Source organism: Alkaliflexus imshenetskii DSM 15055, assembly GCF_000517065.1.
Classification (GTDB): domain Bacteria; phylum Bacteroidota; class Bacteroidia; order Bacteroidales; family Marinilabiliaceae; genus Alkaliflexus; species Alkaliflexus imshenetskii.
This window is the reverse complement of sequence record NZ_KI912105.1, coordinates 1090125-1105223: the sequence shown is the minus strand read 5'-3', so window position 1 is coordinate 1105223 and position 15099 is coordinate 1090125. Positions and strand designations below refer to the sequence as shown.

Below are 15099 nucleotides of genomic sequence, written 5' to 3'. Positions count from 1 at the left end.
TGTAAAAACAATCATCTAACATCTATGCCCATGAGACTACTCTCTATTATTTTGGTTGGATTACTGATTATATCCTGCCATGTGCATCAGCCGACAAATGATTCGCGCTACAAGCTTTGGTACAATGAGCCTGCTGCTGTGTGGGAGGAGACTTTGCCGCTGGGTAATGGTCGAATTGGCATCATGCCGGATGGTGGTGTTTATACAGAATCGCTGATACTTAATGACATTACCCTTTGGTCGGGCGGGGTAGAAGACCCAAACAATCCGAAGGCAGGGATGTATCTGCCCGAAATTCAAAGGCTGCTGTTTGAGGGTCTTAATAATGAGGCGCAGGCACTGGTCTATCGCACGTTTGTCTGTAAAGGTGCAGGCTCGGGTCACGGCAATGGTGCCGAGGTGCCCTATGGCAGTTTCGAAATGCTGGGTGTGCTCCGGCTAAACTTTGGGTTTAACGAGCAACAATCAATTACCAATTATCATCGGGAGTTGAGCATCGATAATGCTTTGGCATCCACCTCGTTTAGTGTGGATGGTGTGACTTTTAACCGGGAGTATTTCACCAGTTTTACCGATGATGTGGCAATCATCCGGCTAACGGCCGATAAAAAGAAGGCTTTGAATTTCAGTATTGAGATGGATCGTCCGCGCGACTATGAAGTGTTTATTGATGATGGCGTTTTGGTAATGCAGGGACAGCTAAAGAATGGCTCTGATGAAAAAGGGATGCGCTACAAGGCTAAAGTTAAGCCAGTGGTTAAAGGCGGTGAGTTGCTTTCGCATGCCAATGCGCTTGAAATTAAGAATGCCGATGAGGTCATCCTTATCATTTCGAAAGGCACCGATTTTAATGATGTCGATTTTAAAGCTACAATAGATAACAAACTGAATGCAGCCGCGCATAGAGATTATTTCCTAATGCGGGATGCCCATGTGGAAGAGTACATGCGTTTTTTCGACCGGGTATCTGTTTCATTGTCGCACAATGAATCGCGTGAAGCGATTTCAACGGCTGAGCGTCTTCTTGCATTTGCCGATGATCCGGACGACAACGGACTTATCGAACTCTATTTTCAGTATGGACGTTACCTCCTCATAAGTAGTGCCCACGCTCAGGTGTTGCCGCCCAACCTGCAAGGTTTATGGGCCAATACCATTCATACGCCCTGGAATGGCGATTATCACTTAAATATCAACGTGCAGATGAACCATTGGCCTGCTGAAATCACGAACCTTCCGGAGATGCACAGGCCGCTGATTGAACTTACCAGGTCGCTCGTGGAGCCGGGAACCGAAACGGCGCGCGTGTTTTATAACGCCAAAGGCTGGGTGGCTCACATGATGACGAATGTGTGGGGGTTTACGGCGCCGGGCGAGCATCCCTCCTGGGGTGCAACCAACACGGGCGGGGCATGGCTTGCAGCTCATCTGTGGGAGCATTTCGACTATTCCAGGGATATGGTTTATCTGAAAGAGATTTATCCGGTACTGAAAGGGGCTTCTCAGTTTTTTTTGGATATGTTAGTGACCGATCCAAACTCTGGATGGCTTGTGACGGCGCCTTCTACATCGCCTGAGAACGCATTTTTTATGCCTGATACCGATAAGGTGGTGAGCATTTGCATGGGGCCAACCATGGACAACCAACTCATTCGCGAACTGTTTGGCAATACCATCAGGGCGGCGGCTTTGCTGAATGTGGATTCGCCATTTTCCGGGAAACTGGCTTCGGCCATCAGCCTGCTGCCTCCTAACCAAATTGGAAGCGACGGCCGTTTGATGGAGTGGCTGCACGAGTACCGAGAGGCAGAGCCTGAGCACCGACATGTGTCGCATCTGTATGGCTTGCATCCGGGCAACGAAATCACACCCGAACTCACACCGGAGTTGGCCGAGGCTGCACGCCAAAGCCTCTATGCGCGTGGCGATGGCGGCACAGGCTGGTCGCGTGCCTGGAAAATCAACTTCTGGGCTCGTTTGCACGATGGAAACCACGCCTTTAAATTGCTGAAAAACCTGCTGGAACCGGTGTTTGATAGTGAGATGAATTATATCAACAAGGGGGGCACCTATCCCAATCTGTTTTGTGCCCATCCACCCTTTCAGATTGATGGGAATTTTGGCGGTACTGCCGGTATTGCCGAGATGTTTGTGCAGAGTCACGCGGGTTTTGTAAATCTGTTACCAGCCTTGCCCGACCAGTTTGCTGATGGTTCGTTTTCGGGTTTGCGCGTGCGGGGCGATGGTGTTGTTGGGGCTTCGTGGCGCAATGGTGTAATCACCACTGCTTCTCTGGAGGCTCAACAGGATGCCAACTTTGTCATTAAAATGCCCGGAAATCGCAACAGCGTTAAGGCATTCATCAACGGAAAAAAGACCCAAATTAAGGTTGAGGAGGGCATGTTTTCGGTGAGCCTGAGCAAGGGTGACAGGTTGCAACTGGAGTTTTATAGATAATTAGATATAAGATAAAAAGAGAGATAGAGCAGACAAAAATGAATCTTGAACATCCTCATCTATCCATCTATCCATCTAATATCTAATAATCTAGCATCAAAAAAACAATTGTTATTAAATATTATCTGAAATGCAAAAAATACTCTTAATGCTTTTTGTAGCGGCGATGATGACAGGGATGTTCTCAACGTCGTGCACTCAAAAGAGAAATGAGTTCCGAATTGCCGACGGGCACTTCTTGCTCAATGGTGAACCGGTTCAGTTCTTTTCAGGCGAGGTGCATCCATCGCGTATTCCGCGTGAATACTGGCGTCAGCGTCTACAGATGGTGAGGGCCATGGGCATGAATGCCATCAGCATTTATATGTTTTGGAACGTACACGAACCCTATCCGGGCGAGTACAACTTTGAAGGTAATGCAGATATTGCCGAGTTTATTCGTATCGCACAGGAAGAAGATTTGTGGGTGATGTTGCGACCCAGTCCTTATGTGTGTGCCGAATGGGAGTTTGGCGGCTATCCCTGGTGGCTGCTCAAAGAGTCTGATTTGAAAGTGCGCAGCAAAGATCCGCGTTTCATCAATGCCTATCGCGATTATGTGATGGAAGTTGGCAAACAGCTAACGCCGTTGCTCATTGAGAATGGCGGACCCATCATCATGGTGCAGATCGAGAATGAGTACGGTTTTTATGGCAGCGACAAGGAGTACCTGGCCATGAACCGCGATATCTTTATCGAGGCAGGATTTACTTGCGACCTTTTCACTTGCGACCCGCCCTATACCATCGATGCCGGACATCTACCCGGAATTTACGCGGCTGTTAACGGCGGTGCCAAGCCTGCTGAGGTTATTGCCACGCAGGATCGCATCAATGGCGGCGGACCCTATTTCGTCTCTGAGTGGTATCCCGCTTGGTTCGATGTGTGGGGCAAAAGACACCATACATCCCCGGTAGAAAATTTTACCGCTCACCTGGACTCTATCTTCCACTATGGCATCTCGCTGAATATGTACATGGCGCATGGTGGGTCAAACTTTGGTTTTATGAATGGTGCCAACTACGACACCTACATGCCCTATCAGTCGCAAACGCAAAGCTACGATTACGATGCGCCCATCAACGAGGCGGGTAATCCAACGGCCAAATTCTTTGCCTACCGTGAGTTGGTGAAGAAGTATGCACCTGAGGGATACCATATTCCTGAAGTGCCTCAGCCGCTAAAATCCATAAGCGTAAAATCGTTTCAACTGGATGAAATTGCGTTGATAGAGCAGCAGCGCCCGGCAGTGATTAAGTCGGAGCGACCATTGAGTTTTGAGGATATTAACCAGGGCTACGGCTATGTGCTTTATGAAACAGAGCTTCCAAAGGGCGAAGGATGGCTTAAGGTGAGGGAGCTTCGCGACTATGGTATTGTGTTGCTCGATGGCAAACGCATAGGTGTACTTGATCGCCGCACCGAACTGGACTCCATCTACCTGAAAGTGCCGAACAACGGTACGCGCCTGTCTCTTTTTATCGAGAATTTGGGCAGGATTAATTTTGGCTCCTTTTTGACCGACAACCGAAAGGGAATCACTGAAACGGTCTTTTTTGCCGGAAGAGAGGTTACCGGATGGGATATTTTTGGCTATCCGTTCAAGTCAATCGATGGATACACCTTCTCTGAGTCGGCTAAAGCACATAGCGACTGGCCGGTGCTGCGCCGTGGAACCTTCCATTTGGATAAGGTGGAGGATACTTATTTCGACATGCGTGACTTCGGTAAAGGCAGCCTCTGGGTAAATGGCCACCATGTGGGTCGCTATTGGCAGGTGGGGCCTCAGCAAACGCTTTATATACCTGCGCCCTGGTTGCGCGAAGGCGAGAACGAAGTGGTGGTGTTCGAGATGCTAAAGATGTGGCAAAGCGAAATCAGCGGCTTAGACCATCCCATACTGGATGAACTCAACGAGGAGTTGTTCACAGGACCCACTGCCGTTCAGCAAATCGAATATTAAAACAGCATATAAATAATTGAAATAGACAAAAACCAAGGGGTTGCAATGTGTTTGCAGCTCCTTGGTTTTTTTATGTCGGGGTCTAAAGGTATTCCAGATGTTTGTTCCGCCCCTAAGGGGCGGGCGATTCTTTTATGTTGATATGTTCTACCGATCTTTCGCACCTAACAGCGCGCGAATATATTGTTGATGCACTGTTAATTTCTACCGAACTTGCTCACCTCACGGTGCGCCCATCAACCCATCAAAAAAAATGTCCCGCCTCAAAATGGGACGGGACATTTTTTAAAAAATTGAGGTCTCAACTTATTCAGCAAGCGCATCCAGAGGTCTGTCCTCAGGAAGCTTGCCGAACGATTTGTTAGGTGTGTTGCCCATTTCAAACACCAGCGTGCCACCATTCATGATTTCTCTGTAAGTGATGTACGTTCTGGTAATCGGCCGGTTATTGAGCGTTACCGACTGAATGTAAATATTCTCTTTGCTGTTGTTCAATGCTTTCACGGTAAAGGTTTTGTTGTTTGGCAGACTGATGGTGGCTTTGTCGAACAAGGGTGAGCCAAACACAAAAACCGAGTTTGAGGGGTTCACCGGATAAAAGCCCAGCGAAGAGAAAATGTACCATGCCGACATTTGTCCGCAATCCTCGTTGCCGGGAAGACCATCGGGTTGGTCGGTGTACCATTTGTCCATGATATATCGGGTTTTCTCGGCTGTTTTCCATTGGTTGCCCGAGAAGGCATAGAGATAGGCCGCGTGGTGGCTTGGCTCATTCCCCTGTGCGTATTGACCCACCAATCCCGAAATGTCGGGCGATGCAAATTGGCCCAGGTCGCCGGTCACAAAAAATAGGCTGTCGAACTTTGTCTCAAAGGCCGCATCGCCACCCATCAAATCTATAAGGCCATACACATCGTGGGGCACCATAAAAGTGTACTGCCACGCGTTGCCCTCGGTGTAGTCGGTCCAGGCGTAACCCTCATGAATCGATTCAATGGGGTCGAAAGGTGATTTAAATGAGCCATCTTTCAACACCGGACGCAGAAACTGGGTTTCCGGGTCAAAGTATCTTTCAAATGCTTTAGAGCGTGTGTGGTAGTATGCCTGATTTTTTTCGTCGCCCATTTTCTCTGCCATGCGCGAGATGGCCCAGTCGGATATGGCATACTCCAGCGCTTTTGATACCGACTCTTGCTCCAGGTCGGCCGGAATGAATCCGTATTTCTTCAGGTATTGAATGCCCTCTTCGTCCAGCATGGAGGAGGCCAACACAGCTTCGTAAGCCAAATCGCGGGCAAATCCGGTAAATCCTTTAAAGAAGGCATCGGCGACTACCGGCACGGCGCTGTAACCCACCATGCAGTTGGTTTCGCTTCCCATCAGGTGCCAAATCGGAAGTTTTCCCTGCTGTTGATATATCTTCAGCATCGAAGTCACCATGTCGTCCACACGTTCGTGCTGCACAATGGTAAATAGCGGGTGCACGGCACGGTAGGTATCCCAAAGAGAAAACACCGAGTAGTTTGAAAATCCGGGGTTTGTGTACACCTCTTTGTCTGTGCCGCGATAGCTCGTGTCATGGTCGTTGAACAACACCGGAGCTGTAAAGGCATGGTACATGGCGGTGTAAAACGTCCGAAGCACGGCCGGGTCTTTGTGCGACACCTTAATTTTGGCCAGTTCGCGGTTCCACTTGTCACGGGCCTCTTTTTTAACGGCTTCAAAGTTCCAGTGCGGTATTTCCTGACGTATGTTGTTGATGGCGCCATCGATGCTCACGGGGGAGATGCCCACTTTGAATTGTATCTGCTCGCCCTGTGCGGTGGCCCAGGTAAGCACGCCTACCACATCGTTGCCTTCAGCTTGTTGGTCTGAAATGAGTTTGTTTACGGTGTCAAATTCAAGCTTTTCGATGGGGCGCGACGTCACAATGGCGAAGTACACGCGTTGGTCTTCGGCCCATCCTGTAGAATAGCGAAATCCTGCCAGAGTGGTATCGTTTATCTGTTTTAGCATGGTGTTAACCGGTCGGTCCCATCCAATTCCCAGTTTCAGGTTGATGGCCACCCGTGCATTTTCACTCTGCGGAAAGGTGTAGCGATGAAATCCCACGCGCTCGCTGGCCGTAAGTTCCACGTCAATGTCGTAATCCAACAAGCGAACGGCGTAGTATCCTGCTTCGGCTTTCTCCTGCTCATGGGTATATAGTGAAGCATATCCCTTAAGGGGTTCGTTGATGTTGCCAGGCGTGAAATGGATGTCGCCGGTGTATGGGGTCATCAGCACATCGCCCAAATCGCCTATGCCGGTACCGCTCAGGTGCAGTTGCGAAAAGCCGGTCATTATACTGTCAGAGTAGTGATAGCCCGATGTCCAGTCCCACCCGTAGATGTAGTTGGTTGGACCAATCTGGACGGCGCCAAATGGCACGTGTGCTCCAATAAAAACGTGTCCGTGATAATCGGTACCTATATATGGATCCACGTATCTTGCAAGGTCTTCGGTAGTTTCAGTGTCAGGGGAGGTGCAACCTGATACAAGCGGCAGCATCAGATTCACCGCCAGAAGCAGCTTGAATCCTTTGCGTATCGACTTTTGCCATACAGTTTTTTTCATAATGATGAATATTATAGTTGTGTTTTGTGTTAGCAGTTGTTGATGATGCGGCTCATTTCGGCCACCTCTTCGGCATTGCAGCTCACAGGTTGGCCAAATCCCAGTTCAGTCACGCGCTGTTGCTTATTTGGCACCAGCACCCTGGCCGATGCATGAATCTCTTTAACGCCTGTGTTTTCGATGATGTGGGCTATGTTGTTTGCCCGCACACCCGAACCCGGCATAACGATGATGCGTTCTCCTGCCTGTTGCGTCAATGCTTTGATTATCTCAACGGCCTCAACGGCTTTTTCGGTCTGGCCGGATGTCAGAATACGTTCGCATCCTGCATCAATCACCATTTCGAGTGCTTCCGATGCATCAGGCGTAAGGTCAAATGCACGGATAAACGTCACCCCCAGCGGAAAAGCCAGTTTTGTAAGGATGCGCATCCGTTCCACATCCACGCGGTTGTCGGCCGTGAGGATGCCTGTGGCCACGCCTTTGCATCCCAGTTCTTTACATTTCTCGATGTCTCTTTTCATCATCTCAAACTCCTCGTCGGAATAGGTGAAATCACCACCTCTAGGCCTGATGATGGGGTAAACCGGTATGTTGAGCTGATTCGCGGCCATTTCAATTAGGCCATAATGTGGTGTGGTTCCGCCTTCGGCCGGGTTGCTGCAAAGCTCAATGCGGTCGGCGCCAGCTTTCTCTGCCAGTTTGGCCGCCTCGAGCGAGAAAGCGCATATTTCAAGTTTTACTCTATTCATAGCTGGTCGGAGTTGTAATGTAACTGATTGCCTCTGCCCGTTTAAGATTAAACATGATCTGATGCAAGATAATTTGGGCGATAGATTAGATTGTAGTGCGGTACTTTATCTGTCGTCTAAATCTCTATCCTCCGTTCAATCGTTTTGGTTTTTAGGTGGTTGGCTTGTTTCGTATTATAAGTTTTTTTGGTGAATCTCTTGTATTTTTTGAGATACGATTCGATTAATCCAAAAGTAATTGTTAAACTTGCAAATATCATACAATTACGAAACAAATGTATGAAAAAATAAATAAACAGATATTACTTTTGAAAAAATATTGAAGAAGTATTTTTGACTCGTTTAAGAAACGCGCGAAATATTAATGGAAATTTCGATGCTGTTTATATATATTGAGTAGAGATCGAAATGATATGGCATGAAGCCCGATGATGCGGATATGTAAATTAACTTATCTGTTCATCTAACATCTAATCATCTTATATCTTACCATCTTATTAAAACAAATTCTTAACCTTGATTACATAACTTGATTGATAATGAAAATTGATTTTTTAGAGAACGTACTAACCCAAAAGCTTTCAGGTTTAGAGCAAAAGAAGTTTATTGCTTCTGTTAAGATTATTAAAGACTTGTATGTTAATGGCCCCCAGCCAATAGCCAATATATGCAAGCAATTAAAAATTAGTTCGCCCAATGCCTTTGCCATTCTGTCCGATTTAATTGAGCGCGGTGTGATTGAGCGTCGGGGCTATGGAGAATCCAACGGTGGTCGTAAGCCCGAGCTATACAGGGTAAAGGACGATGCGTTTTATATTGTGGGTATTGATATGGACATTTATCAGACCCGTTTCTCTCTCTTTAATGGTGCCCGTGAAAACATTACCGGAATCAAAGCTTGTCAGATTCCTTTGAACAATGATATCAAGACCTTAAATAAACTTATCGAAGAGATTGACAGGTTTATTAAGGAATCGGGCATTGAACGTGATAAAATAGTAGGTGTAGGTCTCAGCTTTCCAGGTTTGGTTGATGCAATTAACGGTATTAATTACACCTATCTTCATTTTGGTGCTCGTAATGTGAGAGATGTATTGCAAGAGCATCTCAAAATACCGGTGTTTGTTGAAAATGATGCCAAGGCTATATCGTTGGCAGTCTGGCGTTTTGGTGTTGCCAAAGGCCGAAAAAATGTGCTTGTGCTATATCTTGATTGGGGTATCGGTATGGGCATGATTTTAAATGGACGTCTCTATCGCGGAGCCAACGGCTTTTCAGGTGAGTTTAGCCACATCCCCGTTGTGGAAAATGGCGACTTATGTATTTGTGGTAAGCTGGGCTGCCTGCAAACCATCGCTGCGGGTACTGCACTGGTGAAATTGGTAGAAGAAGGTGTTAAATCGGGTAAAAGTTCATTGTCGTCGGTAGCCGAGAATGGCAACAGTAATATCGATGTGAAGAGCGTGGTAAAAGCTGCACTAAATGGTGATCAGTATTGCATCAACACGCTTTCGGCCATCGGCAAAAATCTTGGTCGGGGTATCTCTATACTAATACAGTTATATAATCCTGAGATGATTGTGCTGGGTGGAGCCATGGCCGAGGCGGGTCATTATCTTACCACCCCTATCCAACAAGCCATAAATACCTATTCTATTTCTCAAATTAGTGATGGTGTAAAAATGGAAGTGTCCAAAATGGGTAAGGAGATTGGCGTGAATGGTGCTATGGCCGTAGCCATGGAGGATGTTTTTGACCTGTTTTTGAAAAACCATAAATAGAATTTTAGATGTTAGATATTTAGATGGATAGATGAGGATATTAAAGATTCTTTTATCTACTCTATCTCTCTTTTATCTTATATCTAACAATCTCTTCTATTTATCCAATCATATTAAATGCGCCCCGAAGGCCTTTTGTCGATTCAGACACAAAGCCTTCGGGGCGTTTTTTTTCTTTCAATTCAGTGTAACTACAAACAGTTGAATTCCGATTTTTTGATATGAAACCTGCTTAGCAACGAAGTGCTATTTGAAGCTGTTGCCCTCTCAGGTTAAAGATTGTAAAGTGGTGAATTTGGATAAGTGCCTCATTAAGTGAAGGTTGTTCTCTTTATTGCTTTGGAATTTGTTGTTTTTTAAATTTCTTTTGCAAAAATATTGCAAAAGTGTCGACAATTATAAAAAAATGTATTTAATTTGTGTTGTCTTTTATACGCATTTTATCATTTAATGAGATGAAGGCTTATCTTTTCGATAATGTTTTGGTAAAAAAACTTGACGGACTGGAACGAAAGAAATTTCTTTCAGCGGTTCGCATCATTAAGTACCTGTACTTTAATGGTCCGCAACCAATTGCTTCCATCTGTAAGTATTCCAAAATTAGCTCGCCCAACGCGTTTGCCATTCTTACCGATTTAATGACGCGTAATTTGGTGGAGAAGAAGGGACGTGGTGCCTCAAAAGGCGGACGTAAGCCGGAACTTTATTCCTTAGTTAACAATGCATTTTACGTCCTTGGGGTTGATATGGATATTTATCAAACCCGAATTTCATTGTTTAATGCGGCAAATGAGAATGTTTCAGGTTTAAAGACTGTCGAAATAGAGTTGAATAACAACATCAGTACTTTGGATGTATTGATTCAGCACCTAAAGAGTTTTATAGCCGAACAGGGCATTAACCAGGGGGAAATACTCGGTATTGGACTAAGTTTCCCCGGTTTGGTGGATTCTGTAAAGGGTGTCAACCACACCTATTTCAATTTTGGGAAAAAGGCCGTTCGCGACGTGCTACAAGAGCAAATGGGATTGCCGGTTTTTGTTGAGAACGATGCAAAAGCCATAGCATTAGCTGTGTGGCGTCTGGGATTGGCCAAATCTAAAAAGGATGTTTTGGTGCTGTTTCTCGACTGGGGTATTGGTTTGGGAATGATTCTCGATGGCAAGTTATATCGTGGTTCTTCAGGTTTTGCAGGTGAGTTCAGTCACATTCCCATCGTCGAAAATGGTGATTTGTGTATCTGTGGAAAACTGGGTTGTTTGCAAACACTTGCTGCCGGAACCACACTCGTAAAAATGGTTAAGGATGGCATCCTTGCAGGAAGAGGCTCCCTTCTATCGACAATGGAGCCCGCGGAATTACAGAAAGTTGGATTAAATCAGATAATTGATGCTGCCCTCGATGGCGATCAGCACTCTATAAATGCCTTATCGGCTATCGGTGAGAATCTCGGTAAAGGCATCGCCATACTCATTCAGTTGTTTAACCCTGAACTTATTGTTCTGGGTGGAAAAATGGCTGAGGCCGGGCAGTTTCTGACAACTCCCATACGGCAGGCTGTGAATAAGTATTGTATCTCACAAATAAGCGATCAGGCAATCATTGAAGTTTCAAAAATGGGGAATGAGATAGGCGTTATCGGGGCGTTGGCTGTGGTGATGGAGGATGTGTTTGAGTTTATAGGCAAAGGCTCGGCCAGATAAGTGAAATATTTTTGATAATTTATTTATGACTAGTAGAAGTATAATAGGAATTGATGTAGGTGGTACAAAAATCCACGTGGCACATATAAAGGACGACTCTGTGGTGGCTGAGCTGCGAGTGCCTACCGGTGCAGATAGGGCAAGGGAACACATCATTAAAGATCTTGTCGATGCAATCGGTAGTTTTATGAGCCCCGAGGTTATTGGTATTGGTATTGGTGTGCCAGGACTTGTGGATATGGAGGCCGGCGTGATATACAATGTGTCAAATATTCCTGCATGGACCAATTTCCCAATTAAGGAGGAGCTTGAATCGTTTTTTACTGTGCCTGTATTTATTGGGAATGATGCCAACTGTTTTGTGCTTGGCGAAAAGTACTTTGGCCATGCACGGGGGCATAAAAATGTGGTTGGATTAACTCTGGGAACTGGTGTAGGAGCTGGGGTTATTGTAAACGATGCTCTGCACGTTGGTAACTGCTCCATGGCCGGAGAGTTTGGCGGCATTGCCCATCTCGATTCTGATTTTGAGAACTACTGCAGTGGCAAGTTTTTCTTGCATAAGTATAAGATGGATGCTTATGAATTGTCACAGAAGGCTGCTAATGGAGATAAAGCTGCCCTCGATATCTTTAGAGAATACGGCAAGCATGTTGGCAGCCTTATACAGACCATTCTCTATTCTTACGGACCCGACGCCATCATTATTGGTGGTTCACTCTCAAAAGCATTCCCTTATTTCGAGAATGGCATGCTCAATACGCTGGACATGTTTCCACATAAAGTTGCTTTGGAAACAACTGTTATAGAAATATCTGATAATCCGCATATCGCTGTTTTGGGGGCTGGTGCGCTAACGCTTTCTGCCAAAGAGGCGGTGTTTAATCCATAGATTGATTTTTATGGTTTAACAGTGGATTAATCTTTTTTATCAACTATGGGTAAGGAGATAACAGGTTTTTTTGATTAATCATTTTTAGATGAGAATAATTGTTAAAATATTCGCATGTACACTAATTGCTCTGTTGGGTTACGCTTGCTCCCAATCGGAACAACTAATTAGTGATGTGCGCTTAAGAAAATCTGTTCATGACGCTTTCAACAATACTGTTGCACTGGCGACTCATCGCGCCGGTGATCTTTTCAATGTGTTTGATGAAGGGTTGACTGAAATGGAGTCTGATGCACTCAAATTTCTTTATGCCTACATGCCTTTGAGCGACCTAGCAGATTATGATGGCAAATTCTATCTTAATCATGCTCAATATGCCTTGAAAGCGAAGAATGAGTTCTCATGGGGTACACGCGTGCCTGAGGATCTTTTTCTGCATTATGTGCTTCCTGTTAGAGTTAACAATGAGTATCTGGATACAGCTCGTATGGTGTTTTTTCACGAGTTGAAAGATCGTGTTAAGAACCTCACCATGATGGAGGCTGCTTTGGAGGTAAACCATTGGTGTCATGAGAAGGTGACTTATCGTTCTACTGATGAGTATCGCACCAGTGCGCCACTAAGTACAGTTAAAACAGCCTTCGGACGATGCGGCGAGCAATCCGTGTTCACTGTTGCTGCCATGCGGGCTGTGGGTATTCCTGCCCGTCAAATCTATACACCACGTTGGGTTCATACCGACGACAACCATGCTTGGGTGGAAGTCTGGATTGATGGCAAATGGTATTTCCTCGGCGCCTGCGAACCTGAACCTGAACTAAATATGGGATGGTTTGATGGACCTGCTACCCGCGCCATGCTGTTACACAACCGGAGTTATGGCAACATGCTTTCTGTTCCCGAGGTGGTTTGTCGCACTGCAGGCTTTACCGAAGTGAATGTTTTACAGGATTATGCAGATACGCACCGTTTAGAGGTTAAGGTAGTTGATGAGGCTGGATTACCGGTAAAAGATGCCACAGTTTTATTCCAGGTGGTGAATTTTGCAGAGTTCTTTTCCATCGCCAATATTAATACCGACCACAATGGCTTGGTTAAACTTCTTACCGGAAACGGCGATCTGATGCTTTATGCCGAAAAGGATGGACGCATTGCCTATCAGAAAGTATCCTTACCGGTTAATCAGCAAGTAGTACTTACACTTGGGGTGCCCGATTTAACTGATAGGGTTGAGTCATTTGTAATGCGCGCCTCAACCGGAAAAGAGCTTTCTGCCCGCGAAGTGGGTGACCGAACTGCCCATCAGAGCCGTCTACATCATGATGATGCGCTGCGTAGTGCCTACGAGCAAACCTTTATTGATTCTGTTGCTGTTGTTAAACTGGCTCAATCGGCAGATTTGAATCCTGCTGCTGCCTGGCATATCATACGGCAAACGCGTGGCAACTGGCCCAACGTATTACAATTTTTGCAATATGCCGGAAATAGATTTGATAATCGTGCCTTGGCATTGCTCTCAGTGGTGTCGGCCAAGGACTTACGCGATACGCCTTTTGATGTTTTAGCAGATCATTGGATCAATACTTCTGATATCCTCCCAAACCAGAAGCACCTGTATCAACATTACGTGCTGAACCCTCGCATCCGAAATGAAAAGATTACTGCTTATAAGGCTGATCTACACCATTTCTTTGGTGCAAAGGTTTCAGGAGACACAAGTGAAAAGATTACCACTGTGCTTAATTGGATAAAGGAGAATCTTGAAGTGCGTGATGATGCCAACTATTGGCATGTCCCCATTTCGCCGGTTGGTGTGCTTAATTTGAGAGTGACCGACACAAATTCGCGCGACATCTTTTTTGTGGCTGTTATGCGCAGCCTTGGGCTGCCTGCCCGCATCGAACAGGTGCGGTTGCAACCGCAGGTTTTTTTGGATGGCCTCTGGGTTGATGTGGATGTTGAAACGGCCGCAGTACAACAAAAGCCTTCCGGTACAGTGATTCTAAATTTTGAGTCGCAAAGTGCATTACAATTACTGCCTAAATATTATTCGCAGTTTACACTTGCCCGCTTTGATGGTGCCCGCTTTGTGACGCTCGATTACAGCGGTTCAGATGAATTTAGCAGCTTCCCGGCCACTCTTACTGTGGATGCTGGTTTCTATTCTCTGGTTTCTGGACTTAGATTACCCGATGGCTCATTCTCTACCCGCCGCCACTATTTTTCTGTGGGTGAGGATCAAACAGTAAATGTTTTGCTTGAAATACCTCTGGCAGAAGTTAAAGCTGCCAATATCGACATAGAGATCGATTTGAACAAAGTAGTGGAGTTAATACCATCCGGTGAGTTGGTCAATCTGAATAATCTCTCCACTGGAGAAGGTATCGCACTCATTTGGATTGATCCTGCCCGCGAACCAACCCGACATATTATTAACGATTTGTTGCGACTTAAAAACAGTCTGGATAGATGGACGGGACATTTCGTCCTGTTAATTACACCAGAGAACATCACACCCGGCTTTTCACACACAGCTTATTCCGGACTGCCGGCGCGTGCTCTGTTTGTGAAGGATAACCAATCATGGATTAACCAATTGGAGATAACAGCCAATCAGGATTTTAAAGGGCGGTTACCGGTGGTATTTCTTATCAACAACCAGGGGGAACTCATTTTTCAATCATCCGGATATCGGATTGGAATTGGTGATGACATATTAAATCAATTACATACACATTGCAAACTAACCAATTAATACAGTGCCTATGAGGAATTTCGATTTATTGACTCTCCCGTTGCGGAATGTCAGGGAACCCATTGTCGGGAGCCCGAGTCCGGAAAACCGGATCAAGACCATTTCAGCATCTGAATTTTATAATGATGATAAGTTAATTAT

The 15099-nt window shown here is 45.8% G+C and carries 8 protein-coding genes; 6 read left to right on the top strand and 2 right to left on the bottom strand.

The features are described 5' to 3' along the window. The first annotated feature begins 30 nt into the window (after positions 1-30). Together ALKIM_RS0104525 and ALKIM_RS17620 are read left to right on the top strand one after the other, a co-directional pair. Positions 31-2457 (top strand): glycoside hydrolase family 95 protein, encoded by a 2427-nt coding sequence (locus ALKIM_RS0104525; protein WP_026473604.1) that lies wholly within the window; start codon positions 31-33, stop codon positions 2455-2457. A gap of 130 nt (positions 2458-2587) precedes the next feature. Then, positions 2588-4459, top strand: coding sequence for a glycoside hydrolase family 35 protein (locus ALKIM_RS17620; protein WP_044117744.1), 1872 nt, complete (start codon positions 2588-2590; stop codon positions 4457-4459). A gap of 306 nt (positions 4460-4765) precedes the next feature. Here ALKIM_RS17620 and ALKIM_RS0104515 read toward each other — a convergent pair whose 3' ends face one another. Then, positions 4766-7075 carry a GH92 family glycosyl hydrolase gene (locus ALKIM_RS0104515; protein ID WP_084555800.1) on the bottom strand — a complete coding sequence of 770 codons (2310 nt, stop codon included), beginning with the start codon at positions 7073-7075 and terminating at the stop codon, positions 4766-4768. 29 nt (positions 7076-7104) lie between these two features. Further along, positions 7105-7827, bottom strand: a complete 723-nt coding sequence (locus ALKIM_RS0104510) for a copper homeostasis protein CutC (RefSeq protein WP_026473602.1) — start codon at positions 7825-7827, stop codon at positions 7105-7107. A 539-nt stretch (positions 7828-8366) separates the two neighbouring features. Between ALKIM_RS0104510 and ALKIM_RS0104500 the strand changes: the two genes are divergently transcribed. From ALKIM_RS0104500 to ALKIM_RS0104485, 4 genes are all read left to right on the top strand, one after another. Beyond that, positions 8367-9608: an ROK family transcriptional regulator gene (locus tag ALKIM_RS0104500; RefSeq protein WP_026473601.1), complete on the top strand. Its 1242-nt coding sequence runs from the start codon at positions 8367-8369 to the stop codon at positions 9606-9608. Positions 9609-10063: 455 nt separating this feature from the next. After that, positions 10064-11311, top strand: a complete 1248-nt coding sequence (locus ALKIM_RS0104495) for an ROK family protein (protein WP_026473600.1) — start codon at positions 10064-10066, stop codon at positions 11309-11311. Between the two features lie 25 nt (positions 11312-11336). Beyond that, the gene (locus ALKIM_RS0104490) at positions 11337-12203 is read left to right on the top strand and encodes an ROK family protein (RefSeq protein ID WP_026473599.1); all 867 of its coding nucleotides are present in this window, start codon (positions 11337-11339) and stop codon (positions 12201-12203) included. 88 nt (positions 12204-12291) lie between these two features. After that, on the top strand, positions 12292-14958 hold the full coding sequence (locus ALKIM_RS0104485) for a transglutaminase domain-containing protein (RefSeq protein ID WP_026473598.1): 2667 nt from the start codon (positions 12292-12294) through the stop codon (positions 14956-14958). Positions 14959-15099 lie beyond the last annotated feature (141 nt).

Bases quoted from the DNA above. Each gene is read 5' to 3' on its own strand.
- ALKIM_RS0104525 (WP_026473604.1), top strand. From the start codon at position 31: ATGAGACTACTCTCTATTATTTTGGTTGGATTACTGATTATATCCTGC.
- ALKIM_RS17620 (WP_044117744.1), top strand. From the start codon at position 2,588: ATGCAAAAAATACTCTTAATGCTTTTTGTAGCGGCGATGATGACAGGG.
- ALKIM_RS0104515 (WP_084555800.1), bottom strand. From the start codon at position 7,075: ATGAAAAAAACTGTATGGCAAAAGTCGATACGCAAAGGATTCAAGCTG.
- ALKIM_RS0104510 (WP_026473602.1), bottom strand. From the start codon at position 7,827: ATGAATAGAGTAAAACTTGAAATATGCGCTTTCTCGCTCGAGGCGGCC.
- ALKIM_RS0104500 (WP_026473601.1), top strand. From the start codon at position 8,367: ATGAAAATTGATTTTTTAGAGAACGTACTAACCCAAAAGCTTTCAGGT.
- ALKIM_RS0104495 (WP_026473600.1), top strand. From the start codon at position 10,064: ATGAAGGCTTATCTTTTCGATAATGTTTTGGTAAAAAAACTTGACGGA.
- ALKIM_RS0104490 (WP_026473599.1), top strand. From the start codon at position 11,337: ATGACTAGTAGAAGTATAATAGGAATTGATGTAGGTGGTACAAAAATC.
- ALKIM_RS0104485 (WP_026473598.1), top strand. From the start codon at position 12,292: ATGAGAATAATTGTTAAAATATTCGCATGTACACTAATTGCTCTGTTG.